Origin of the sequence: Acinetobacter sp. YH12049 (assembly GCF_013419875.1) — a bacterium.
In the GTDB taxonomy this organism is placed as follows: domain Bacteria; phylum Pseudomonadota; class Gammaproteobacteria; order Pseudomonadales; family Moraxellaceae; genus Acinetobacter; species Acinetobacter amyesii.
In genome coordinates, this window is sequence record NZ_VOZH01000007.1 from 84,760 (window position 1) to 110,284 (window position 25,525).

Below are 25,525 nucleotides of genomic sequence, written 5' to 3' on the forward strand. Positions count from 1 at the left end.
CCCTTATTATTGTAAAAACTAGCTTTTATTTCTGTACAAAACGACATGCAACTAGCTGAATTTATATAATGCCACTAGCTTCTATTATTGTAAATGACAGAGGATCAAATCCTAAACCGGGTGAAATCACCTTGGCACATTTAGGGGTTTTATTTTTAGATGAGCTGCCTGAATTTGATCGAAAGGTATTGGAGGTGTTACGGCAACCACTCGAATCCAAAGAAATTGTGATTTCACGGGCTTCTCGTCAAATCACCTTCCCCGCAAATTTTCAATTGATCGCGGCAATGAATCCTTGCCCATGTGGCTATGCCTTTAATCAAGACAGCCGCTGTCAATGTAGTGCTGAAAGTATTAAACGCTATCAAAACCGTATTTCAGGTCCATTATTAGATCGTATTGACTTACATATAGATGTCCCGCCACTAGCAGCACATGAATTACAAAGTTCGCAAGAGGTTGAAAGCTCAAGTACGGTTAGGCAACGTGTCATTCGTGCCTATGAATTACAAATAGATCGCCAGCAAAAATCTAATATGGCACTGACGCCGACGCAATTGGAGCAACAAGCAGTTTTGGATGCTACTGCACAGAATATTTTACAGTTAGCCCAGCAGAGAATGAATTTATCTGCGCGTGCCTATCATCGGGTGTTACGTGTTGCCAGAACCATTGCCGACTTGGCTCAAAGTGAACACATTAAAGCTCAACACGTTTCTGAAGCGCTGTCCTATCGAAGCCAACTCAATGCTTAAAAAAATGGCGACCCTAGGTCGCCATTTTTAATGCTCTTTAAAATTAGAATTCGTATTTCAAACCAAATACGACTTTATTCTTTTGTTTTTCATCCAGACGGTCATAACCACCAACTGTGTAATTCATGCTTGCGGTAACACCTGTATCTGCTAAAGGCTTGCTTAGACCAATATCAAAGTGACGGAAACCAAAGCTTTCTGTTGTTCCTAAATTATCTTCAAAATCACCTGAATCTTGATATGCATATAAACCAAGCGCGGTATCTAGACTGAAGTCTTTAGGAAGTGCATAGCTATATGATGCTTTGATATAAGTATCACCTGCATTACCCCATGAAACATCTTCAAGCAAAGTTTGCGCTGTTAAGCCAAAATCTTTATAGCTTAGCCCAAGCATTGTTTCTAAACCGTTTGCATCACTTGTATCAATATCATAGTAATAGTAGTAAGTTAGACCTGCTGTGTAACCAAGATCATCATTAATTGAACCGTTATAGCCCGCATAAAAATCATTTTCAAAACCATTCGGTAGGTCATCACCATAGTTTAATGTTGAACCCCACCAACCTGCATAGAAGCCTGATGCATGGCTATAATCCAAACCACCTTGGATTGTCGCATCTTTATTTTCAGGCACATTGGTAATACCACGTAAATTATAGCTAGACAGTACGCCGATATTTCCAGATACAGAATGCTCTGAAGCAGGTGCTTCAGCAAATGTAAACGTCGATGCTGCTCCAAGTACAGCGATTGATAAAGCTTTAAGTGCAAATTTCATGGTTTGTTCCCCCACATCGTGCGACGACGTATTTTTTGGTTATTTCGTTGAACTCAATGATGTATTAGCAAGCGCTGTGCCATGTTTAAAAATAAGCGCATATTTTTTTTATAGAAGCCACCATTTTGGTTTATCAAAAACCAATATATTACTGTTTTTATTTATTATTTTTTAATTATCCTATTTGGCCTTTTTTCTCTTTAATTTATTTTAGAATGCAGATTTTCATCTATATAGATTATTTAAATCTTCGGGTTGATAGATGTAACAGGATTTTAAAAATGCGCTTTTTTGAGTATATTTTTTCAACACCGATCTCAAAAATGCATAAAAAAAGTGCACAATCACCATTATGCACTTTCAAGAATATGACCGAATAAGGTCAACTCGTTAATGTTAGAAAGAATAGGTCAATCCAACCACAACGTTATCATCTAATTGCTCGCCTTCACGATCTTTACCGCCCCATACATAGTCAGCAGCAATTTCAAATCCAGTATCTGCAATCGGTTTACTTAAGCCCAGACGTGCTTCAGTGAACACCACATCTTCTGTGGTTGTTAATAGGCTATCATCACGACTGTCATTAAAAACAGAAACACCAAGCGATGAATTTAATGAAACATCATAAGGTAATGCATAGCTATAAGCAGCATTCAGATATACATCTCCTGCGTTGCCATAATTAACATCAGACAACAATACAGCCATGCTTGCAGTTAAATCTTTATAACTTATGTCCTGAATAAATTCGACGCCCGTTGTGCGACGCTTTTCAGAGCGGTCATCGTTATACACTGAACCGCCACCTTGATAGACATAAGCCATCACTTGTGACTTATAGCTCCAATCTTCATTCAGTTCACGTCCATATCCAACATAGAAATCATGTTCAAAACCATGTGACTGACTGTCGTCCGTAGGGTCATAGTTGAGTGTAGACCCCCAATAGCCCGCGAACAGCCCACTGTTGTGTGCATATTCAAGTCCGGCTTGTAATGCAGCTTGATCATTTTCTTCACTCGCACGGTACACATATTTGTTTACCACGCCCAAACTTCCAGACCAATTCCCTTGTGCAGTTGTGGCTTGTTCAGTTTGTTCTGCAAATGCAGGGATTGTACCTAGGGTCACTAAAATACTTAAAATTGCTATTTTATAAAATTGAATCATGTTTAGTCCCCACATCGGATCGATCGTGGATTGGGTTGAGTAAAATTTAGCGCCGATTTTAATCGATTTTACCGCACTGTATAGCCCCTTTTTTCTTATTTTGATAAATTAAATCATTTAAAAACAAAGGTAAGATTATATAAAACAGTAAAAACTAAGCTTTTGATTCATAAAATGTCTTTTATCGTGTTCCAGTCTTTAACAATGATTTAATGTTTTCATTTATATGTATTTATCACGATTATTATCATCTTTTATTGAGCTAGATTTTAAGGAAAACATTTCTGACGACTTCGCTAAAAGTCATTCTCTATTTACAAAAAAACACGCCAACAGTGCTTACTTAGCCTGAACATTGATGCCATGCACCTCAGCAGTTTTTATACTTTTTGATCAAAATACGAATTTAGATTCAGCACAATTTGTCGCAAAGAGTGATGATAAATCAGCAAGTTAAATGAAAGTTTTTACCATTTTTTATATTTTTTTATGATAAGCAATGAATAAACTTCTCTTTAGATTAATATACATTCAATTTAAATAAACTATTTGTTAAACAACAATAACATACGAAAAATTTGCTTATTACAGATTGACCGATGATCTGAAGGTTTTCTAACTTTAGTGTAATAAGCGCATTAAAAATAGTGATTTTTTTAAGAAAAAATATACAATCGCACTACATATTAACCAAATTTGCATGAGGCTCTCTCCCAATGCTTAAAGCTCAACAACTAACACTTGCAGTCTTAGTAAACGCTGCTCTTATTTCTACTGCTTTTGCTAGCGAACAAAGTGAATCTAAAGGCTTTGTGGAAGATGCCGAAGGCTCTGTATTGTTCCGTACAGGTTATTTACATCGTGATAAAAAAAATGGCGTAGATGATACTAGCTCTTTTGCGCAAACTGCTATCGTAAATCTTGATTCAGGTTTTACCAAAGGCACTGTTGGTTTTGCAGCGGGTATCATAGGCGATGCATCAATCAAACTTGGTGAAAATGCTCATACCGGTAACGATATGATTCCAACGCATGGTAGCAAAGATGCGAATGGTAAAGTTGATGCTTATGATCACTGGGCGCGTGGCGGTGCATATGTAAAAGCACGTATTTCAAATACGACTGCAACTTACGGTACACAACTTCTCGACATCCCTGTTTTAGCAAGTAATACTGCACGACTAGTACCTGAATACTACACAGGTGTTTTGGTTGAAAGTAATGAGATTAATAATCTTAACCTGATCGCTGGTAAATTCACTGAAAATCAATTATCAAATCAAATTAATTCTGATGGTGCTAAGTTAGACCGCGCAATTGTTTGGGGTGCAAAATATAAAGCAAATGATCAATTAAATCTTGCTTACTATGGTACAGATATTAAAGATCGTTTAGATCGTCATTATATCAATGCAAATTTTACTCAAGGTTTAGCTGATAAAAGCTCATTGACTTATGATTTAAGCGCTTATCACACAAAATGGGATAAAGATGCTAATCAATACTTATATTCTCAAATTGGTGAAAGCAACGACTCATTCGATAACTCAATCGCTGCCCTTTCTACAACATATAATCGTGGTCCACACAATGTCATGGTTGCTTACCAACAAAACTTTGGTAATACCGGTTACGACTATGGCTTAGGTACAAACGTTGGTGATGGTAAACAATCTATTTACATGCCAAACTCGTATCTATCTGACTTTATTGGTAATGATGAAAAGTCTGTACAACTTCAATATACCTATGACTTTGGCGCATTAAATGTTCCAGGCCTATCTTGGACTTCAGCATTTGTTTACGGTTGGGATATTAAAGCCACTAATAATGCTGGCACAATGATTAGCGACAATGAAGAAGAACGCGAATTCTTTAACCAAGTGAAATATACCGTTCAATCTGGTTTTGCCAAAGATGCAAGCTTACGCCTTCGTCATTCTTACTACCGCGCTAGTAATAACTACCAAAACAACTATATTGGTGATACCAATGAATGGCGTATTTGGTTAGACATCCCTGTGAAATTATTTTAATTTCGCAGCTACTCTAAGATAGCGAAAAAAAACCTGCACACTGTGCAGGTTTTTTTTATGAGCATCGATTTCATCTAAAAACGATGCTCAGCTTAAAACAATAAATATTATTTGTTCGCAGCTTTGTAAGCTTCAATTGAGCTAAGTACTTCTTGTTTCGCAACATCAGCACCTTCCCAACCACTTAACTTAACCCATTTACCAGGTTCTAAGTCTTTGTAGTGTTGGAAGAAATGTTCAATTTGATTGATCAATAATGCAGGAAGATCTGTATATTCTTGAACATCTTTATAAAGCGGAGTCAATTTGTCGTGTGGAACAGCAACCAGTTTTGCGTCAACACCACCGTCATCTTCCATGTTCAATTTACCAACAGGACGGCAACGAATTACAGAACCTGGCTCTACTGGATGTGGAGTTACCACAAGTACGTCTAGTGGGTCACCATCCAAAGATAATGTATTTGGAACATAACCATAGTTTGCTGGGTAGAACATTGCAGTACCCATGAAACGGTCTACAAATAACGCATCAGAATCTTTATCGATTTCGTATTTGATTGGTGCTGCATTTGCAGGAATTTCAATAATGACATAGATGTCGTTTGGTGCATCTTTACCCGCTGGGATATTGCTGTAGCTCATAGCATCACTCTTTAAACAAGTTAAATCTTTTAATCCGGCACAATTATAACGGTTTTATCGCTTTTTTTGTGATTTTAGCGATCATGCTGATAATTTAATCATCAAGCTGAACATTTAGCTTAATTTAATGACCAATAACATCAGGCAAATTGGGCATAACATCGACAAGGTCCAAATGATTGAACGTAAAGTTGCCCAATTCGCTAAATAACATAGCCCATAAATAACGCGTAAAACGAGATAGGCAATCCCAAAGGTCATGATGTATTGTTGATGAATCACCATGTATTCGGCCATTAGAATAGCCGCAATAAATAAAGGTAAACTTTCAAAACTATTTTGCTGCACTGCATGTGCGCGGCTCGCCAATCCTGTAGAGCGCGCTAAAACTTCACGTGGATTTTGATTATCACTCGACTTAAAACCTGCAGCTCGCTTCGCAATAAATGTAAATACATATGGCAATAAACAAGCGGCCAAAATGAGATAGATGATCCCACTGATGCTGTGCATGTGTTTTTTCTCAGGAAGATTTTTATGGCTGCTATAATACCATGGCATTTCGTGAATAATTTTTGTTAAATATAGTGTTTTTATAATCGGCAGATGAAAGGATCCTCTATGAGTACTTCTGATCAAGATCAATTATTTGAAGTTCTTGAAGAGCAAAAACGCCATCAGCTTCGCGTCGATCGTGTTTTAAAAATTGTCATTCCTGTGACTGCATTTTTACTTGCTGTGATCTGTGCCAACTTAAATGTATGGTCGACTGTTTTCAGCTTTGTCATCATGTGGATTGCATTCTATGCAGTTTCCATCAAGCAACTTCCCCTTTGGCATTGGGTCATTGTCATTGCCCTATATTGTTTAGTCGACAATATTTTAACCTATGGCAGCTATAACCAATCTGGCTTTAGTCGTCAGTTCGGAGCGATGTTTATTTTCTTAGGTGTTTTTGGTGTAGGACGTCGCTACTTTGATCGCTGGTCGATGAATAAAGGCAAGCTTTAATGATCTAAATTAAAAGCGATAAAAAAAGCGCCCGAAGGCGCTTTTTTTATGCATTATATTATGCTGTTTTACGCAAATCTTTACGTAGAATCTTACCAACATTCGATTTTGGTAATTCATCCATAAATTCAACATAACGTGGGCGTTTATAGCCAGTTAAGTTTTCTTTTGCGAATGCCAAAACTTCTTCAGTCGTTAAAGATGGATCTTTTTTCACAACGAATAATTTAGGTACTTCACCTGATTTTTCATCAGGAACACCAATCGCAGCAACTTCTAGTACTTTTGGATGTTTTGCAACAACTTCTTCAATTTCAGAAGGATAAACATTGAAGCCAGACACCAAAATCATGTCTTTTTTACGGTCTACAATCTTCACATAACCGCGTGGATCCATGACACCAATGTCACCTGTACGGAAGAAACCGTCCGCCGTCATTACTTTGGCAGTTTCATCTGGACGGTTCCAATAGCCTTTCATGACTTGAGGACCACGAATCGAAATTTCACCTTGCTCACCTTGAGCAACTTCATTGCCATCATCATCTAGAATAGCAACTTCAGTCAGTGGCAATGGAATACCAATCGTACCGCTAAATTCCATTGATGCTGGAGGGTTTGCGGTTGCAACAGGTGAAGTTTCTGATAAACCATAACCTTCGATGATATTGGTACCGGTAACTTTCTTCCATGCTTCTGCAGTCGAAGGAAGCACTGCCATACCACCACCCATCGCCATTTTTAGCTTGCTGTGGTCAAGTTGCTTGAACTCTTCATTGTTCACCAAAGCGTTGAATAATGTATTCACTGCTGGGAAGAATGAAGGTTGGTATTTACGTAATTCTTTCATTACCGCAGGTAGATCACGCGGGTTAGGAATCAATACGTTTGCCTGACCTTTGTACATACCGTAAAGTGCACACACCATAAATGCAAAGATGTGATACAGCGGTAATGCACAGAAGATACGATCATCTGGCTGACCATCTTGCTGACCAAATTTACTTTGGAAAATACCATCACACTGCAACATGTTTGACACAAGGTTACGATGTGTCAATTCTGCGCCTTTAGATACGCCAGTTGTACCACCAGTATACTGAAGTACTGCAGTATCACTTAAAGTTAGGTTTGGACGCTTGTAATTATTTGCACTCACTTTAGACATTGCTGCATTAAAGCGAATATGACCTGGAATGTTCCAAGCTGGAATTTGTTTACGTACTGAACGTAATACAAAGTTAACCAATGTGCCTTTCAGCGTACCAAGCATGTCACCCACAGATGCCACGATCACATGTTTTACTGGGGTTTTACCAATAATCGCTTGGTAAACAGATGCAAAGTTTTCAATGATAACCAATGCCTCTGAACCAGAGTCATTTAATTGATGTTCAAGCTCACGAGAGGTATACAATGGATTCACGTTGACCAATACCAGTCCAGCACGGAATACACCTAATGCAACAACAGGATATTGAAGAACGTTCGGCATCATAACTGCAACGCGTGAACCTTGTGCCAAACCTAAACTTTGCAAATAGGTTGCAAATTTACGGCTTGCTTCATCAAGTTCTTTAAAAGTTAAGACTTTATCCATGAAGATAAAGGCATCTCTTGAGCCAAACTTCTGAAAATTACGCTCAAAAATATCGACCAATGAGGTATTTTCTGCGGGTAATTCTACAGTTTCTGGAATCCCTGTCTTTTGGTATTCAGCGAACCAAATCTTTTCCATAACGCCCAATTCTCCTGTCGTAATCCTTAATAATCCAACTGTTTTTTTTCAATATTAAGCGGTCATTATTTAACTTGTTTGTGCTTAATATTGCATCCATTTCACGAATAACAGCATATATAACGTATTTCGTTCCATGGATGCTAGTATTATCTTTGAATGAACAGTTTATTTGCTTTTTGATATCCACGTGGTAACAACACGCCTTTCGATGCGCGTTTGCCCACATATTTTTGCAGATCGTCGCCTTTAAGCTTTAATTGTTGATTACCTGCAAGCACTTGAATTATTTCATCTAAATTCAAAGTTGTCATGGATACAATTTGATCTTTTGCCTCAAGTTGTATCAATTTATTACCTTTACCCTTATTCAGCACTGGTAATTCATCAAGCTCAACCAACAGCAAACGCCCCGCAGAACTGAGGAGTGCAAGATGTGTTGCATTCTCAATTGCCGTTAAATTCATAACCGCCGCCCCTTCAGACAAGCTAAGGAAGGCTTTACCCGCTTTGGCATTGGTATCGAGATTTTTCGCTTGGGTTTTAAAGCCATAGCCTTTACTGCTCATTGCCAAGACTTCTGTTTCATCTTCAGCAATAAACACTTGTTTAAAGCCAACACCACTTGCAGGTGCAAGCTTAGAACTCAGAGGCTCACCTAAACCACGCGCAGATGGCAAGGTATTGATGCCCAAAGCATAGCTACGACCGGCATCATCTAATACATACACACGTTGATTTGATTTACCTTGCGCATGGCTGAGATATTGGTCACCTGCACGGAAATTTAAGTTCTCAGCATCGACTTCATGACCTTTCGCCGAGCGAATCCAACCCGCTTCAGACAACACCACAGTCACAGGATCTGCAGGAAGCATATCTTGTTCATTAATCGCATGGGCTTCTGCACGTTTCACAATTGGAGAACGGCGGTCATCACCAAATTTCTTCGCATCTTCTTTCAGTTCATTAATGATCAAGGCTTTTAATGATTCAGGATTCGCCAATTGTTCACGAATAATGGCAGCTTTGGCTTCCAATTCTTCTTGTTCACGGCGCATTTCCATTTCTTCAAGTTTTGCCAAATGACGTAACTTGAGTTCTAAAATCGCTTCGGCTTGAATTTCATCGATATTAAAATGCGTCATCAACACCGGTTTAGGCTGATCTTCTTCGCGAATAATACGAATCACTTCATCAATATTCAGATAGGCAATGATCAAGCCTGCAAGTATATGTAACCGTTTTTCAATTTTATTCAGATGATAAGTCAAACGACGTGTCACGGTATTTTTACGGATTTCGATCCATTCCAACAAAATACGGCGGATCGATTTCACTTGCGGACGACCGTCAGCGCCAATCATGTTCATATTGACACGATAGCTCGACTCTAAGTCAGTGGTTGCAAATAAATGACTCATCACCGATTCAGCATCAATACGATTCGAGCGCAGGACAATCACTAAACGTGTTGGGTTTTTATGATCTGACTCATCACGTAAATCCGTGACCAATGGCAACTTCTTCGCCTGCATTTGATCTGCAATCTGCGTGATCACTTTTGAACCTGAAACCTGATACGGCAGCTCCGTAATCACGATTTCATTTTTCTCAATGCTGTACACCGCACGAGTTCGATAACTACCGCGACCCGTGGTTTGTATTTTGAGTAATTCTTCTGGAGAGGTAATAATTTCCGCACGTGTCGGCAAATCAGGTGCAGGAATATATTCTGCGACTTTCTCATCGGTTAAGTTTGGATTGCGAATTAAGGCGATGGTGCCCTTCACCACTTCACGTAAGTTATGCGGTGGAATATCCGTTGCCATACCCACAGCAATACCCGTTGTGCCGTTGAGTAAAATATTCGGAACACGTGCCGGTAAATTCACTGGCTCTTTCATCGAACCATCAAAGTTATCCTGCCAATCACAGGTTCCTTGTCCTAACTCAGACAATAATAAATCACTATACGCAGACAGTTTTGCTTCGGTATATCGCATCGCTGCGAAGGATTTCGGATCATCTGGTGAGCCCCAGTTTCCCTGACCTTCAATAAATGGATAGCGATAACTAAACGGCTGCGCCATGAGGACCATGGCTTCATAACAAGCTAAGTCACCGTGAGGATGGTATTTACCCAGTACATCACCAACCGTACGTGCAGATTTTTTTGGCTTACCCGTTGGCTTTAACCCGAGCTCGCTCATCGCATAAACGATACGACGCTGAACGGGTTTTAAACCATCACTGATATGTGGCAATGCACGATCCATAATCACGTACATGGCGTAGTTGAGATATGCTTGTTCGGTAAATTCTGCTACGGAACGGTTTTCTGTCGCATGATGCGCAAGGCTTGTCATAACAACCTGTAATCCTAAATTGTTCGTTCTTTATTGGGTTCTTATGCTATGTCGCAGGTGTCCCCTATACAAGGGGATGATCTAACACTCTGCGACAAATTGTGTCTTATGGCGTAAAAATATCCATTTTATTCACCATGATCAACTAAAAATTCAACAGTCTTTATAGACCGATGGATTCTAAAGTTTTGCCCTTAGTTTCTTCACCTAAAACCAAAATCACCACGGCAACTGCAATTAAGACTGCTGTAAACATCATAAAGACATAGCTAAAACCATGATCCATATCCATCATATGTGTCACGGCAAAAGGTGCTGCAATGCCCCCAATCCGACCAATGGCACCCGCCCAGCCCGAACCAAAGGCACGAATATTGGCCGGATATTGTTCTGGTGTATAGGTATAAAGTACGCCCCAAGCACCGAGATTAAAGAAGGACATTAAACAGCCCCAAATCACAATCTCTGTCACACTGCCAGACTGACCGAAGAAATATGCCGAAATGGCACACATCCCAATGAAGCCCGCCAAAGTAGCTTTACGACCCAATTTTTCGACCAACCATGCCGCTGCAATATAACCCGGCAATTGTGCCAAAATCATGACCAAGACATATTCAAAGGATTGAACAATGGTGTAGCCTTCTTTGACCAATAAACTTGGTAACCACGTAAAAATACCGTAGTAAGAAAAAACGATACCGAACCAAATGAGCCAAAGCATTAAAGTACGACGTGCAAAAATGCCTGACCAAAGCTGTGAAAAACTGATGTTGTGCTTTTCTGCAACTGGTTTGACTTCAAAGATTTCAACAACTTCTACACCACATTTGGCTTCAATCTTTTTCACCAATGCATGTGCTTCATCAAAACGTCCACGGTTGATTAAATAAGGCACCGATTCGGGCACCATTTTCCAAATCACGATCGCATATAACGCAGGAATACCGCCAATCAGGAACGCTGCATGCCAACCAAAATCAGGAATAATAAAGCGTGAGACCAACGCTGCAACCAACCAGCCCAGTCCCCAAAAACTTTCTAGTAAGACAATAAAACGGCCACGCACATGCGCTGGAATATATTCACTGACCAAAGTCACCGCGACTGGGAGTTGTCCACCTAAACCTAAGCCGACAATAAAACGAAATACCAACAACCAAGTTAGATTAGGTGCAAACGCACATGCAGCGGTGGCTAAGCTATAAATCACCAATGTCCATGCAAAGACTGTTTTTCGGCCGAAGCGATCTGCCAGTCCTCCAGAAAACACCGCGCCGATCGCCATCCCAACAAAACCAATCGAAACCACCCAACTTTTATCATTTGGCGTCATGGCCCAATCTTCAGCCATTTTCGCTAAGATAAAGGAAATGAGTCCCGTATCCATGGCATCAAACATCCAGCCAAGGCCAATAACCCAAAGTAAAGTGTAGTGAAACTTACCGATGGGTAAGCGTTGTATACGTGAGACTAAGTCCATAACAAGATCTCTGAACTGGTGGAAGGATGAACACTGCTTTCCCAACAGGATGTATGATTTTGCGTTTTTTAGTATAGATCCATGCAAAAGACCGACCATTGATCCGTCTTTTCAGCATTTTAATGTGATGTTATAGCAACGCGGCTATGACAAATCTTTTGAAGATACCGACTGATCATCATCATCTTTATAAATAAATTTAGGCATTTCTAAGCCAAAGTAAATGGCGATCAGACGTAAGGTGAAACCGAAAATGAGCGTCGCAATGACGGTCAATTCTAGCGATAAGCCAATCTCAATGCAGAGCCAATAACAAATCACGGACACAAAAGAAATACTGGCATAAAGTTCACGACGGAACACCAGCGGGACATCGTTACAAAGGATGTCTCGTAAAATACCGCCAGAGACGCCCGTTAGTACCCCTGCTACCGCAGAAACCACAAAACCATGTCCCATTTCTAAAGCGATTTGACAGCCAATAATGGTAAAGCCAATGAGACCAAGGGCATCGAGAACTAAGAAGATATTACGAAGATGACGCATCCACTTTGCAATCAGGATGGTGACAAATGCAGCAAAGCAGGTCAGCATGAGGTATTCGGGATGCTTAACCCATGTCAGTGGATAGTGCCCAAGTAGCACATCACGAACCGAACCGCCCCCCAGTGCCGTGACACAGGCAATCAATGTTACCCCAAACCAGTCCATACTCCGCCGACCCGCAGACAATGCACCTGTCATTGCTTCTGCCGTGATTGCGATAATATAAATAACGGTAAGTAACATCGCCCTTCTTCCACTGAGGGTTGAGATGCGCGCTATTCTAAGCTAAATCTGCTCAAATGTTATAAAAATTGCGCACAACATTGTTTAAATTTTCGTCCAGAACCACAAATACAGGGCTGCTTCATGGTGATTTGCATCTCTGTGGTCGGATCAAGGAAATACCAGCGCTGCTCGAACTTCACAAAGTGTGAAATTTCATGATGTACCTGCGCTTGCTGCCCATCGTGATAATGGGCTTTAAATTCAACTTGAGCATGGTTTTTATCGAGTTTTTCTTGAGCCTGTACCACCTCAAGTTTTAACCACTGATTGGCCTGACTCCACGCTGCAATGGCACTGACATCCAAGGCTTGCTGCTGTCCAAACGCAGTTGTTTGTACAATATAATCAATCTTATGCAGTGCAAAAGCACTATAACGTGAACGCATCAACTGCTCTGCAGTCTGTGCATTTTCACGCCCCGTATGTAAGGGCTGACAACAGCTACCATATTCACCTTTGCCACACGGACACTGGACTTGTGACATGTTTGTTTCCATAAAAAAATAGCCTGACAATGCAGGCTATTTTAACGGATCTTTCCACACAATTTTCATCAGTAGATCCGTATCGATTCAAATAAAAGAATGATACACGGTAAGGTCATCCGCAAGTGTTTGAGACAGGACTACTTCTAATCAAAAATGTTTTTGCAATGCTTTGAATAATTTGACGGTAGTGAACGAGTTTTGCGGATGACAATGGTTTTGGGTACTTTTGCCGAAACAAAAGTACCTCCAGCCGAAGGCTAATCCCTTTATTTAAACCCTAGATGTAAGACTCCGTCGAATAGACTTAAAAATCATTTTAAAAATGCGTAATTACTTTTACGTGCGTAACATCAGTGATCTATATAGATTACCCCCCGATACGCAACTTAATCTTCAGTTGGCATGGGAATGACATGCACTTTTTCGATCTTATGACCATCCATTGTGACCACTTCAAAGATGTGTTCATCCGCTTTGAATTTTTCACCATTGGCTGGTAAACGGCCCAAATGAAATAAGATATATCCGGACAATGTCGAATACTGTTCAGCATCATCCACCAAGTCACGACCCAACAATAAAGACACATGACGAATGTCAGTTGAGCCATCGAGTAACAATGAACCATCATCGAGACTTTCTGCTGCTGTCTCCGGTTCATCTTCATCGGGAAACTCACCAGCAATCGCTTCTAAGACATCAATTGGTGTTGCAATCCCTTCAATTGAACCGTATTCGTTCAACACCAAGGCCATTTGCAACGGCGCTTGACGCAGTTGTTCCATCACCATCAAGACTTGTGCATTTTCATGCACCACTACAGGCTCACGGAGATGCTTTTCAAAATCAAGTACGCCTGTTTCAATATAGTCATTCATGACTTTATGAGTCAGTACCGCACCCGCGATATTGTCTAACTCGCCGTGTGCCACAATCAAACGTGAATGCGTGGTACTGAGTAATTGAGCACGAATCGCCTCAGGCGCTTCATCCAAGTCAATCCATTCTAGTTCAGGACGAGGTGTCATCACTGACTTCACTGGACGTTCAGATAAACCCAGTACCCCTTGTACCATGACACTGTGGTAAACCCCGTTGTCTTCATCAAAGACTTCATCGGCAAAGGCACGTGTTGCAAGCACATCTTCATTTTCATTTTGATTGTCTGCAACATTTCTCCCACCAAGCATACGCATCACCGCTGAGGCTGTGCGATAACGTAAGTCTGTGGTTGTCACCATTTTTTCCTGATTATGACGCATGGTTTGGTTCAAAAACTCAATCAGTACGGAGAAACCAATGGCTGCATATAAGTAGCCTTTTGGAATATGGAAACCAAAGCCTTCGACTAAGAGCGAGAAACCGATCATCATCAAGAAACACAGGCACAGAATCACTACCGTTGGATGACGGTTCACGAAGTTCATCAGAGGCTTAGATGCCCACAGCATGATGCCGACAGCAATAATGACCGCAATCATCATGACTGACAGGTGTTTCACCATCCCGACAGCGGTAATCACGCTGTCGAGCGAGAACACAGCATCGAGCACCACAATCTGCACAATCACCATCCAAAACGTCGCATGCACAGGATTTTCTTCCTTGAGCATAGGCTTGTTTTCAAGACGTTCACGCAGTTCCATGGTGCCTTTAAATAGCAAGAACACCCCACCAAACAGTAAGATTAGGTCTCGACCGGAGAATGGATGGTCGAAAATATGGAACAGTGGATTGGTTAGAGTCACCACCCATGCAATTGAGGCCAGTAAGACCAATCGCATACACAGTGCAAGCAATAAGCCGACAATCCGTGCGGTATTACGCTGTTCTGGCGGTAATTTTTCCGCAAGAATCGCAATAAAAACCAGGTTATCGATACCTAAAACAATCTCAAGCACCACCAGTGTCAATAAACCCACCCATGCAGAAGGATCGGACATCCATTCAAAGATCATGGTTGTATCTCCTGAATGTTATTCACACGTGGATCATGCTGATTTGAAGATGATATGCATTGGACATGCGCAAACGCTTTTAATGGCGTTCTTTCTAATATTTTGATGTGTGCTGAGTGACAACAACCACTACCCATGACGGTTCTTTAGCTTGAAATGAAGTTTTAAGTATAGCAAGTTAAGGTAAAAATTCACCCTTTTTTACCAAAGTACAATCTCAGTATGGAAGAATTTAAACCCAGTGATGACATTAAATTGTCATATTTAGCTGCCAATGTAGTGTCATAAAAAATAACATGCTAAGGTAAAATTAAAACGTAATGAATAGCGGATTAAAAATGACAGAAAAACGTGGTAATCCTTCTCCTGCTACAACACAACCTTTAATCGCACTGTATTGCGGCTCCCGCTCTGGAAACAATCAAATTTATCAAGAAAAAGCCATCGCGTTGGCGCAAGGCTTGGCTGAACATGGTTTTGGTCTGGTCTATGGTGGCGCCAGTATTGGCCTGATGGGTCAAGTCGCTGACGCTGTGGTCGAACATGGCGGCGAAGCCGTTGGTGTGATTCCTGAGTTTATGTTGGATTATGAAATTGCACATAATCATTTGACTGAATTACACGTCGTGCGCAGTATGCATGAGCGTAAAGCCATGATGGCAGAACGTGCCAGTGCCTTTGTTGCCCTGCCCGGTGGTCTCGGCACATTCGAAGAAATTTTAGAAATCGCCACTTGGGGACAGTTGAATCAACACCAAAAGCCGATGATGCTTTATAACGTCAATGGCTTCTATGATGCACTGATTGCACAATTAGACCATGCGGTCGCTGAAGGTTTCTTGCCGCCGCAGCATCGTGCCAAACTGATCGTATGTAATTCTTCGAAGCAGATCTTTAGTGCACTGAAAAATTTAGATTGCCCGAAAAATTTCGTGGTTTAACTGTATTTTAGATGTCAAAAAGGGGAATAAATTATTCCCCTTTTTTTATTGCTCGATGTCCTAATTCAAATCGAGATCGTGCCGACTTAACCCGACACCACACGATAGAACCATGGCAATGTTGTCGCTAAGAAAATACTCATCAATAAACCAAGCATCAACTTCATCGCATCTTTGCTGACATTTCGTGAAGTTCGATATTTATTCACTTCATGTAAATGCATGGACATGGCAAATTCACGTCCTGCAAGTAAGCCCAAGAACACCCAAGTGGTACTCATTGGAATATTACTCCACTCTTTGAACACCAATAAAATCAAGGCATACATAAAGTCGATAATGGTTGCCGAGCGGATATCAGCCACACCCGTTTTGGTGTCGATAATGCCCTGAATCGCCCCACCACGTTGGTACAAAATGATCCCAAGCAGTACGATAAACACCACAATTGCAAAAATCAGGAACTCCAGCGGCACCTGACGAGGGACGTAGACAAAAATATTGGCCAAATCCTGAATCAGCCACTGACTCCATAAAAATGCCGTCGAAACCCACTGTAGTCCCACCCAAATATTCGAGGGTGTTTCATCACGTGTTTTACTGAAATAAACCGAGATGCCTTTAATCACAAAACGATAAACAATAATCGCAACAACAAAAGCTACCGCATAACCCATCATGGACTTGGTTAACATCGAGCCAAGACTACTCGGAGAGAAAATCGTTAACACTAAGAATGTGGTGCTGACCGGGATTCCGTAGCGAGTCAAAATGATCAGTAAGATCGGTGGCACAATATAGAGCCACGTGACCCCTTCTGCGGGAAATGGAATCGTTTCTAAACGACCATAAGATGCATCCCCCACGCCAGAACTGTACCAACCATAAACCAATACAATGGCTAGAATACTGCTGACATAGATCCACAACAGCCACCAAGGGCGATGCGCATTGGATGAAATAAAGGTTCCCAATGTCTGTGGCACATCATTACCGACAATAGAATAGGCCGCGAGACAGAAGCCTATGACCATCAGAATTTCGATTGTCATAAAAACAAAACACCTTTGCCATAAAGAAAAAGCCCTCCAATAAATGAAGGACTTGAGCGCATTATGACAGTTTATCTGGCGTTCATACAATTTCGTGCCGTGCTTTTCTCGACACTAAAATAAAAACCTCAAATAAAACAATTGCTTTAAACTTTAATTATTTCAATTTAATCTGATAAACCGCCGTGCTACCGCTCACTTCATTTCCAACCACCAACAAAGGTTGAGCATTAGGTGAATCTTTGGCCGCAATAAAAATCAGACCTTCGGGCCCTAAATCGCCCTGCTTAGTTATATCGGTTTGCGCAATATCCCGTGTATTAAAATACTGAACAAATTTCGCCTGTTGCGGCTGTGTGATGTCATACACCATGATCCCGCTAGCTCGCTCTAGTCCGATAAAAGCATAGGTTTTTTGACCAATTTTACCCAGTGTGATGCCTTCAGGTTCAGGGCCTTTATTGTCACTGCGGTCATCAAATTTAAAGGCTTCATGATTACTATTAAATTGGGCTGGGAACAATTCAGCAATTTTGCGTTCGAACTCACTGCCCGAATCCCAAACAATTTTTCGACTGATTGGATCGACGATACTGAACGAGCGCCCACCATAGGTATACAGTTTGTCATAAACCAACTTACCGTCTTCCAATACAGGTTTTCCGGCAGCATCACGTTTAAAACCTTGTGTCCAACTGATGGTTAAACGGCCAATCTGTGCATCTTTGATCAAGTTATCCGCACAAATTTCTGTCGACGCTGTGGTGGTACAAGCTTTAAAGACGCTCGGATCGAGTTTTGCACCAACGACACCAGGCACCAAATGACGTAAATGGGCTGCATAATCCCCTTTTGCATCAAAACCGGCTTTTTTAAACAGATGCTTAACTCGAATTTCTTCGGTATAGCCTTGGCTTAAATCATCGCCCGTAAAATACTGCGTTTCGTCTTTTAACCACTCTCGGGCATCGCCTTCATTGGCAGTGACCAAATAACTTTTTCCATCCGCTTGATAATGTGCAATGGCATCAGGCATATACATACCATACAGCTCAGGCCATGCCTGAATATTGATCATCCCTGCATCTTTTGCACAGCTCTCGACCTGACGGCCTACGCTGTCCGTCGCACCAACCACACAATCACGATCACTGCCATCGAGTGCATTTTCAGGCAAGCTGTGATCTTTATAGCCCATCGGAAAGATATCAATAAATTCCGCTTTCACTAGATCGAGCACGGCAATCGCATTGTTCTCTTGTAAGCTCACCCATGCCGTTTGACCATCTTGGCTCACCGCAATGTACTCAGGTTCTAGGTCTTGAGCCACACTCGTGGTTTGTACACCTTGCGTCTTCACATCGGCATATTGTGCGGTGTCGGGTCCAAAAATGCGAACGCCAGCATCAATTAGCTCTTGTTTACGAGCATTCCACGCACGGAAATCCACCAATTTCGCCGTTGGCTTTTCAATCTGAGTTAGATCAATAATACTGACTGAACCTTCAGGGTCGACTGCATAACCTTCATTTGGTTCGCCTTCATTAGCGACCAATACTTTTTTGCCATCTGGGCTAAAGGTCAGCATGTCTGGCAAAGCCCCAACCTCGACCTGACTGATAAAACTTAAATCTTGTGCTTTAAAAAAGGCCACGATGCCCGGCTGCGTTTTATCGGCCGCTTGCACCGCGAGTGCCACGATGCCATTGTGTACAGCAACGCTGTTCACCTCAGAATCGGCCAAATATTTTTTAGCATCTAAAGATTGTAAATATGTAGGCTGTGCTGGTTGTTTTAAATCCAGTACATCAACCACACCAGCTTTGGCATTGACCACAAATACGCGCTGACTTTGAGCATCATAAGCAGGAATTTCTGCTGCACTCGCGCCAAAAATACCCGATTCATAACGCCCAATCTGTTCCAACACGATAGTGTTTGGCGTGACTTCTTCGACCACTGGAGGAGGTGTTTGCACTTGCGCATCATCATTGCTGTCATTACACGCCACTAGCCCCACAGACAACATGGCACACATCAGCGCCGAAATTTGTAGTTTCATGTTTTCATTCGTCTTTTATTTAAATATGACCAATTTATAAACATTAGGTTGCATAGAGATGAAACTTTCATTGCATTTTTCTTGCAATTTTTTGGCTCAATTATGCAAAGCTTTTACTACATCCGAATGGCAATATTCATTTAAACTGTTTAAAAATCTCAGCTTTATTGACTTATGAATAGCACGCCAACGCATCAGGCTTTACAACCCGAATTTAGACTTCTAGTGCTATTGGTCTCTATTGGCTTTTTTATGCAAGGGCTGGATACGACCATCGTCAATACAGCAATCCCAGCGATGGCAAGAAGTTTGGGCGAAGACCCGCTACAAATGCATAGTGTGGTCGTGGCCTATGTCTTGTCCGTTGCGGCGTGTATTCCTTTAAGTGGTTGGTTGGCCGATCGTTTTGGTGTACGAAATACGTATTTCACAGCCATTATTATTTTTACGTTAGCATCGCTAGGCTGCGGCATGGCCAATAGCCTGAATGAGCTGCTGGTTTATCGGGTAATTCAAGGTATAGGTGGCGCATTACTGCTGCCTGTTGGGCGTTTGGCGATGCTCAAAGTGATTCCTCGGACACAGTTTTTATCGGCTATGAGTCTGATGAGCCTTGCTGGTTTAATGGGCCCCTTAATTGGTCCTACCCTTGGCGGTTGGATGGTGGAAGTCGCAACATGGCATTGGATCTTTTTAATAAACATTCCAATGGGACTGTTAGGAGTACTTATTACCTTTAAAGCCATGCCCAATGTGACCGAACCGAGCGTACAACGCTTCGACTTTATGGGTTTTTTCTTATTGGTCATCGCCATGGTGGGTTTATCGTTAGGCATTGAAAACTTTGCTAGCCCGCATCTGCCGCTATGGTGGAGCCTGCTATTAGTCGCTGCGGGGATCATCGCCAGTTTGATCTATGCCTTTCATGCACATACCCACGCCAATGCGCTGTTTCGCAGTAAATTATTTCAAAATCGGATCTATGCCATCGGCATTATCGGCAACTTCTTTGCCCGCCTTGGCGGCAATGCCATGCCATTTTTGATTCCCTTAATGCTACAAGTGGCTTTTGGCTTTGAGCCATTTATCACAGGGTTATTGATGATACCGACTGTACTCGGCTCATTGGCATCTAAACCGATTATTCGTCAAATTATTCAACGCTTTGGCTATCGCAAAGTGTTATTGGTAAATACCTTCTTGGTCGGCGCTTGTATTTGCAGTTTTGCGCTCTCTACGGCTGAGACCCCCACGTGGTTACGTGCCTTACACTTTTTTATTTTTGGTATTTTAAATTCGCTGCAATTCGTTTCGATGAATACCTTAACCCTCAAAGATTTACCCCAACAAGATGCCAGCAGTGGCAACAGTTTCTTGTCGATGATTATGATGGTGTCGATGAGTATCGGTGTGGCTTTGGCTGGGACTTTAGTCAACGTGTTTACGGCCTATTATGATGGTGCTGCACAAATCGAAACAGCATTCCATAGCACCTTGATTTTACTCGGCTGCATTAACCTGATTACCGCAGCGATTTTTTGGCAGATTCCTAAACATGTGGATGTCTAAATCCGTGTCATCGGGCAAATCTATGACAGTTCAGCCATTAAAGGGTTATGATAAAAGAGATACTTGGATACATTTTCATGCCTAAAAAAGCCAAATCACGTACCACAAAAAGTTCACTCAAAAAATACAGCCCGATTATTGCACTCAGCGCTATCAGCGGCGTCTTGGTGGTGGCAGGACTGGGTTATTTAGCCGTTATGCCGCATCGCCCTGCATCTGCAGAAGAATATCCCGTCAAAGGTTTTGATGTTTCCCATCATCAAAAAGATATTCAATGGTCAAAAATTTCACCTAAAAAATACCAATTCGTTTATCTCAAAGCCACAGAAGGTGGTGATTTTAAAGATCGGAAATTTCAAGATAACTGGCTGCAAGCGCGGGAAAACGGCTTTTTAGTTGGGGCCTATCATTTTTACCGTCTGTGCCGTGATGGCAGGATTCAGGCAGAAAATTTTATTGCTTCCGTGCCGAAAAAAGCCGATGCCCTTCCCCCAGTGATTGATTTGGAATATGACACCAACTGCATTAACACCTACAGCAAAGAGCAGTTACTCAAAGAAATCACTTATATGCATGATCGCTTGCACCACCATTATGGCAAACAACCGATTTTTTATACCTCGAAGTCTTTTTATAATATTGTCTTAGCTGGCGAGTTTAAACAGACGCCGCTGTGGGTCCGTGAATATAAAGGCCCACCCGATCTAAAAAACAATCCGAAATGGCTGATTTGGCAACATACCAATCAAGGACAAATTCAAGGTATCTCGACCACTGTCGATTTAAATGTATTTTCAGGTGATGCCAAGGCATGGACTGATTTTTTAGACAAAAATGGCGTTTCCCCGATCAAACCCCGTTGATTTATTCTCCGACTCAGGACAACATCGAAGCAAATAATCCATGAAAACTGAGTCGCAGGATGCGTATTTTAAAAACTTTTCTTATTATATTTTCAGTCTTTATGATCCTCGCCATCGGGATATTGGCATATTTGATCCAACCTTCAGGGACCTTGGCAGCGTTTAAAACGTGGCATTATCAACATCCCGCACAAAGCACTACAGATACTCACTCAGCGGCGCCCTATCACGTCAAATTCTTTGGCGTTTCCACCTTACTTTTTGACGATGGCCAAGAGCAAATCCTCATCGATGGCTTCTTTACTCGTCCATCGCTTAGTCAGACCATATTCACTCAGATTCAAAGTGATCAGCCTTTATTAAAAAGCTATATCGACCAATACGACTTAAAACGTACACGTGCTATTTTCGTGACTCATTCACATTATGATCATGCGCTCGATATTCCAATGTTGGCCCACCAACTCCCCAAGGCCATGATTGTCGGCTCTAAAAGCACCTTAAATATCGCACGGGCGATGCCAATCAATGAATCACAACTACACGAAGTTCAAGCTTGGCAACCGATGCAAATCGGTAAATTCACCATTACTGCGATCCCCGCGCAACATACTCCGCCAACGGCCGTTAATGATGATTTGGGGGAACAAATTTCACAGCCATTGCAACTCCCTGCACATTTTAGTCAGTTTAAAGAAGGTGGATCATATGACTATCTCATCCAACATGGGCCGCATTACAGTTTAGTCAAAGCCAGTACAGGTGCTGTGCCCAAACTGTTGCAAAAACTAAAAGTCGATACCTTATTTTTAGGCATCGCCCAGCTTTCCAAGCAAACGGCAGCATTTCAACAGCAATATTTCAAAGAAACCTTAGCGACTCTTCAACCCAGCACCGTGATTCCAATTCATTGGGATAATTTTTTCAAACCACTGAATCCAGAGCTCGAATTTTTGCCCCGCTTTGCCGATGACACCCCTCAAAGCCTAAATCTATTAATACAGTCGGCAGCAACTCAAAACACCAAGGTGGTTTTACTCAGTCAACCTGTGTCGTTCGAGTTAAAAAATTGAGGAAAGCGATGGATTGACTGTGCGATACTGACATTCAATTTTTAGGCACTGATCTAACTAGGCATGAGGAAAATCATACATATCGACATGGATGCATTTTTTGCATCTGTAGAGCTGCGGGAACGTCCAGAACTCAAGCAGCTTCCTGTTGTTGTGTCTTCACATCACCCTCGTGCAGTCATCTGTGCCGCGTCCTATCCTGCACGTGAGTTTGGTTTACGCTCTGCAATGTCGATGGCACAGGCCCGTAAACTCTGCCCACAGGTCGTGGTGATTGAACCTAATTTTGAAAAATATCGTGCCGTTTCGGCACAAATTCATGCCATTTTTCAACGCTATACGTCGCAGATTGAACCACTATCTTTAGACGAAGCTTATTTGGACGTCACAGAAAATTTACAACACATCCCGAGCGCCACCGAAGTCGCTATGCGAATTCAGGCAGAGATTTTACAAAGCACTGGTTTAACTGCCTCCGCAGGTGTCGCGCCCAACAAATTTTTGGCTAAAGTCGCTTCTGATTGGAACAAACCCAATGGCATTTGTATTATCAAACCTTCACAAGTTCTGCATTTCATCCATGACTTGGCACTGAAAAAAATTCCTGGCGTGGGAAAAGTCACTCAAGAAAAATTAAAAGCCATGCAACTCAATACATTAGGTGATTTACAACAAATTGAAGAAGCCGTTCTGATTCATCATTTCGGTAAATATGGACGGCAACTCTATCTGTATGCACAAGGCATTGATGAACGACCGGTCCAATCTAGCCGCGAGCGTCAACAGATTTCCAAAGAAACCACTTTTGATGATGATCTCACCCTGAGCCAATGTCGGCCCTATTGGCCCAAACTGATTGACCAAGTTTGGTCTAGTTTAGAAAAAAAGCAGTTAAGCGCACGTGGTGTATCGGCCAAATTAAAACTGAAGAATTTCCAAGTGCTACAGCACAGTAAGAGTTTTAAAACGTCACTGAATCATCGTGAAGACCTTGCGCAGGTGTTACAGCAATTACTGCATGAAATGCATATTTCTGAGGAAGATCAATTTCGCCTGATTGGCGTAGGGGTCTATCAATTAAGTGCGCAAAACCAAGAAGCACAACTTTCGCTGCTCTAAAAACTTCAAGAAGATCGTATTTGCTTAAGATTTAGGCAGAAGAACAAAATTAAAGCAATTAGCTATTCACAAAGCCTAAAATTAGAGTACTCTATCAGCGCACTACATTATCCGTGTATGCGCTGAGATGCTGAAAATCACCTTTACTTTCAGCATGCTGTCCTGTGATTGGCGTGACGATCAAATCCGAATATTACAGGGCAACTCTGTTGTCAATCATGGAATACCCCGCTGTATGCCTTCTGAAAAATCTGCTCCAAATCCTCAAAATATTTCACAAAATCAAGAACAACGCGCTCGTAAAGCCGCATTAAGTAGCTTCATTGGTGCCGTAGTCGATTGGTACGATTTTTTACTTTATGGCATTGTTGCCGCACTCATTTTCAAAGATCAGTTTTTCCCCAGTATTGGCAACAATATGGGCACACTTGCTGCCTTGGCGACCTTTGGCGTTGGCTTCTTGTTCCGCCCCTTAGGCGGCATTGTGTTTGGACATTTTGGTGACAAGCTGGGTCGTAAGAAAATGTTGGTGCTCACCGTCATCCTGATGGGTATTTCGACGGTCGGCATTGGTTTATTACCCAATTTTGCGGCCATCGGTTGGTGGGCCCCGATCCTGCTCGTGACACTTCGAGCAATACAGGGTTTTGCGGTTGGTGGAGAATGGGGCGGCGCTGCCCTGATGGCTGTAGAAAATGCCCCGAAAGGCAAAAAAGCCTTTTACAGCAGTGGTGTACAAATTGGCTATGGCGTAGGACTTGTTCTTGCAACAGGCGCTGTGTCTTTGATTATTGCCACTTTGGGCGAAGATGCTTTTGCTGATTGGGCATGGCGAATTCCCTTTATTGCCAGTATTATCTTGCTGGCTATCGCGATGTGGATTCGACGTGATCAAGACGAATCACAAGAATTCGTCGACAATGTGGTCAAAGCTCAACAAACGCTACAAAAATTACCGATTCTGCAAGCGATTAGCCAACACCCAAAAGCCTTTTTCTACATTATTGCGCTGCGCCTGACCGAGTTACTCACCATGTATTTGGTGACGAACTTTGCACTGAATTATTCCACCGCTCAATTGGGCATGGACAAACAGTTCTTCCTCAATATCACCTTAATGGTTGGTGCCATTAGCTGCTTCAGCATTCCCCTCTTTGCGTGGCTAGCAGATCGATTTGATCATCGTAAAATGTGTGTTCTGGGTGGATTGATTGGTGCGCTTTCTGCCTTTCCATTCTTCATGGCCCTTGATGCTCAAAATACTTGGCTGATTATTGTCGGTGCAATTTTCCTTGCCAATATTGCCCATGATATGGTGGTGAGTGTACACCAGCCGATTTTTACCTCCTTGTTTGGTACCGCCTATCGCTACAGTGGCGCAGGTGTCGGCTATCAAGTGGCCAGTATTATCGGTGGTGGCTTTACCCCAATGATTGCAGCAGCTTTGGTGATTTGGGGTGATGGTTCATGGCATTATGTGGCAATTTACCTTGCTGTCGGCTGTTTATTGACGGCCTTAGTTGCAGCTACAATGCCTAAAACTCAAGATTAAGTGACCTTTTTGCTTTCAGGATATTCC

Annotated in this window: 20 protein-coding genes and 1 pseudogene; 9 read left to right on the top strand and 12 right to left on the bottom strand. The window is 41.9% G+C overall.

Annotated elements, in window-relative coordinates; all coding sequences use genetic code 11:
* Positions 1-101: 101 nt before the first annotated feature.
* Positions 102-755, top strand: a pseudogene (locus FTU05_RS04595) (ATP-binding protein); the annotation flags it as partial.
* A gap of 43 nt (positions 756-798) precedes the next feature.
* On the opposite strand, the gene FTU05_RS04600 reads toward FTU05_RS04595, so the two are convergent.
* Complete coding sequence (locus FTU05_RS04600) at positions 799-1,536, bottom strand: TorF family putative porin (RefSeq protein ID WP_180164365.1); 738 nt, start codon at positions 1,534-1,536, stop codon at positions 799-801.
* 396 nt (positions 1,537-1,932) lie between these two features.
* Positions 1,933-2,709, bottom strand: a complete 777-nt coding sequence (locus tag FTU05_RS04605) for a TorF family putative porin (protein WP_180164367.1) — start codon at positions 2,707-2,709, stop codon at positions 1,933-1,935.
* A 716-nt stretch (positions 2,710-3,425) separates the two neighbouring features.
* Between FTU05_RS04605 and FTU05_RS04610 the strand changes: the two genes are divergently transcribed.
* Complete coding sequence (locus tag FTU05_RS04610; RefSeq protein ID WP_180026517.1) at positions 3,426-4,745, top strand: OprD family outer membrane porin; 1,320 nt, start codon at positions 3,426-3,428, stop codon at positions 4,743-4,745.
* Between the two features lie 107 nt (positions 4,746-4,852).
* On the opposite strand, the gene ppa is transcribed toward FTU05_RS04610, so the two are convergent.
* Positions 4,853-5,389: an inorganic diphosphatase gene (ppa, locus tag FTU05_RS04615; protein WP_078189469.1), complete on the bottom strand. Its 537-nt coding sequence runs from the start codon at positions 5,387-5,389 to the stop codon at positions 4,853-4,855.
* Between the two features lie 114 nt (positions 5,390-5,503).
* On the bottom strand, positions 5,504-5,902 hold the full coding sequence (locus tag FTU05_RS04620; RefSeq protein ID WP_078189470.1) for an MAPEG family protein: 399 nt from the start codon (positions 5,900-5,902) through the stop codon (positions 5,504-5,506).
* A 108-nt stretch (positions 5,903-6,010) separates the two neighbouring features.
* On the opposite strand from FTU05_RS04620, the gene FTU05_RS04625 reads away from it, so the two are divergent.
* The gene (locus tag FTU05_RS04625) at positions 6,011-6,400 is read left to right on the top strand and encodes a hypothetical protein (protein ID WP_078189471.1); all 390 of its coding nucleotides are present in this window, start codon (positions 6,011-6,013) and stop codon (positions 6,398-6,400) included.
* A 58-nt stretch (positions 6,401-6,458) separates the two neighbouring features.
* On the opposite strand, the gene FTU05_RS04630 is transcribed toward FTU05_RS04625, so the two are convergent.
* The 6 genes from FTU05_RS04630 to FTU05_RS04655 form a co-directional block, all read right to left on the bottom strand.
* Positions 6,459-8,138, bottom strand: coding sequence for a long-chain-fatty-acid--CoA ligase (locus tag FTU05_RS04630; RefSeq protein ID WP_078189472.1), 1,680 nt, complete (start codon positions 8,136-8,138; stop codon positions 6,459-6,461).
* A gap of 149 nt (positions 8,139-8,287) precedes the next feature.
* Entirely contained in the window at positions 8,288-10,507 is a 2,220-nt protein-coding gene (parC, locus tag FTU05_RS04635; RefSeq protein WP_180005204.1) for a DNA topoisomerase IV subunit A, read from the bottom strand.
* A 163-nt stretch (positions 10,508-10,670) separates the two neighbouring features.
* Positions 10,671-11,990, bottom strand: coding sequence for an MFS transporter (locus FTU05_RS04640; protein WP_078189474.1), 1,320 nt, complete (start codon positions 11,988-11,990; stop codon positions 10,671-10,673).
* A 144-nt stretch (positions 11,991-12,134) separates the two neighbouring features.
* Positions 12,135-12,779, bottom strand: a complete 645-nt coding sequence (locus tag FTU05_RS04645; protein ID WP_078189475.1) for a trimeric intracellular cation channel family protein — start codon at positions 12,777-12,779, stop codon at positions 12,135-12,137.
* Between the two features lie 59 nt (positions 12,780-12,838).
* On the bottom strand, positions 12,839-13,306 hold the full coding sequence (locus tag FTU05_RS04650; RefSeq protein WP_180022084.1) for a YchJ family protein: 468 nt from the start codon (positions 13,304-13,306) through the stop codon (positions 12,839-12,841).
* Between the two features lie 389 nt (positions 13,307-13,695).
* The gene (locus FTU05_RS04655; RefSeq protein ID WP_180022085.1) at positions 13,696-15,267 is read right to left on the bottom strand and encodes a TerC family protein; all 1,572 of its coding nucleotides are present in this window, start codon (positions 15,265-15,267) and stop codon (positions 13,696-13,698) included.
* Positions 15,268-15,587: 320 nt separating this feature from the next.
* Here FTU05_RS04655 and FTU05_RS04660 point away from each other — a divergent pair, with 320 nt between their 5' ends.
* Positions 15,588-16,208, top strand: a complete 621-nt coding sequence (locus tag FTU05_RS04660; protein ID WP_218953241.1) for a TIGR00730 family Rossman fold protein — start codon at positions 15,588-15,590, stop codon at positions 16,206-16,208.
* 86 nt (positions 16,209-16,294) lie between these two features.
* Here the strand turns inward: FTU05_RS04660 and FTU05_RS04665 are convergent, their stop codons facing one another.
* Together FTU05_RS04665 and FTU05_RS04670 are read right to left on the bottom strand one after the other, a co-directional pair.
* Entirely contained in the window at positions 16,295-17,260 is a 966-nt protein-coding gene (locus FTU05_RS04665) for a hypothetical protein (RefSeq protein WP_078189479.1), read from the bottom strand.
* Between the two features lie 157 nt (positions 17,261-17,417).
* Positions 17,418-19,322, bottom strand: coding sequence for a choice-of-anchor I family protein (locus tag FTU05_RS04670; protein ID WP_180164371.1), 1,905 nt, complete (start codon positions 19,320-19,322; stop codon positions 17,418-17,420).
* 174 nt (positions 19,323-19,496) lie between these two features.
* On the opposite strand from FTU05_RS04670, the gene mdtD reads away from it, so the two are divergent.
* The 5 genes from mdtD to shiA all read left to right on the top strand — a co-directional run bounded on the left by mdtD (position 19,497) and on the right by shiA (position 25,498).
* Positions 19,497-20,891, top strand: coding sequence for a multidrug transporter subunit MdtD (mdtD, locus tag FTU05_RS04675; RefSeq protein WP_180164373.1), 1,395 nt, complete (start codon positions 19,497-19,499; stop codon positions 20,889-20,891).
* Between the two features lie 77 nt (positions 20,892-20,968).
* Positions 20,969-21,754 (top strand): GH25 family lysozyme, encoded by a 786-nt coding sequence (locus tag FTU05_RS04680; protein WP_180005210.1) that lies wholly within the window; start codon positions 20,969-20,971, stop codon positions 21,752-21,754.
* 59 nt (positions 21,755-21,813) lie between these two features.
* On the top strand, positions 21,814-22,827 hold the full coding sequence (locus tag FTU05_RS04685) for an MBL fold metallo-hydrolase (protein ID WP_180164375.1): 1,014 nt from the start codon (positions 21,814-21,816) through the stop codon (positions 22,825-22,827).
* A 63-nt stretch (positions 22,828-22,890) separates the two neighbouring features.
* Positions 22,891-23,946, top strand: coding sequence for a DNA polymerase IV (gene dinB / locus FTU05_RS04690; protein ID WP_180164377.1), 1,056 nt, complete (start codon positions 22,891-22,893; stop codon positions 23,944-23,946).
* Positions 23,947-24,181: 235 nt separating this feature from the next.
* Positions 24,182-25,498 (top strand): shikimate transporter, encoded by a 1,317-nt coding sequence (gene shiA, locus FTU05_RS04695; RefSeq protein ID WP_180105651.1) that lies wholly within the window; start codon positions 24,182-24,184, stop codon positions 25,496-25,498.
* Positions 25,499-25,525: the final 27 nt, after the last annotated feature.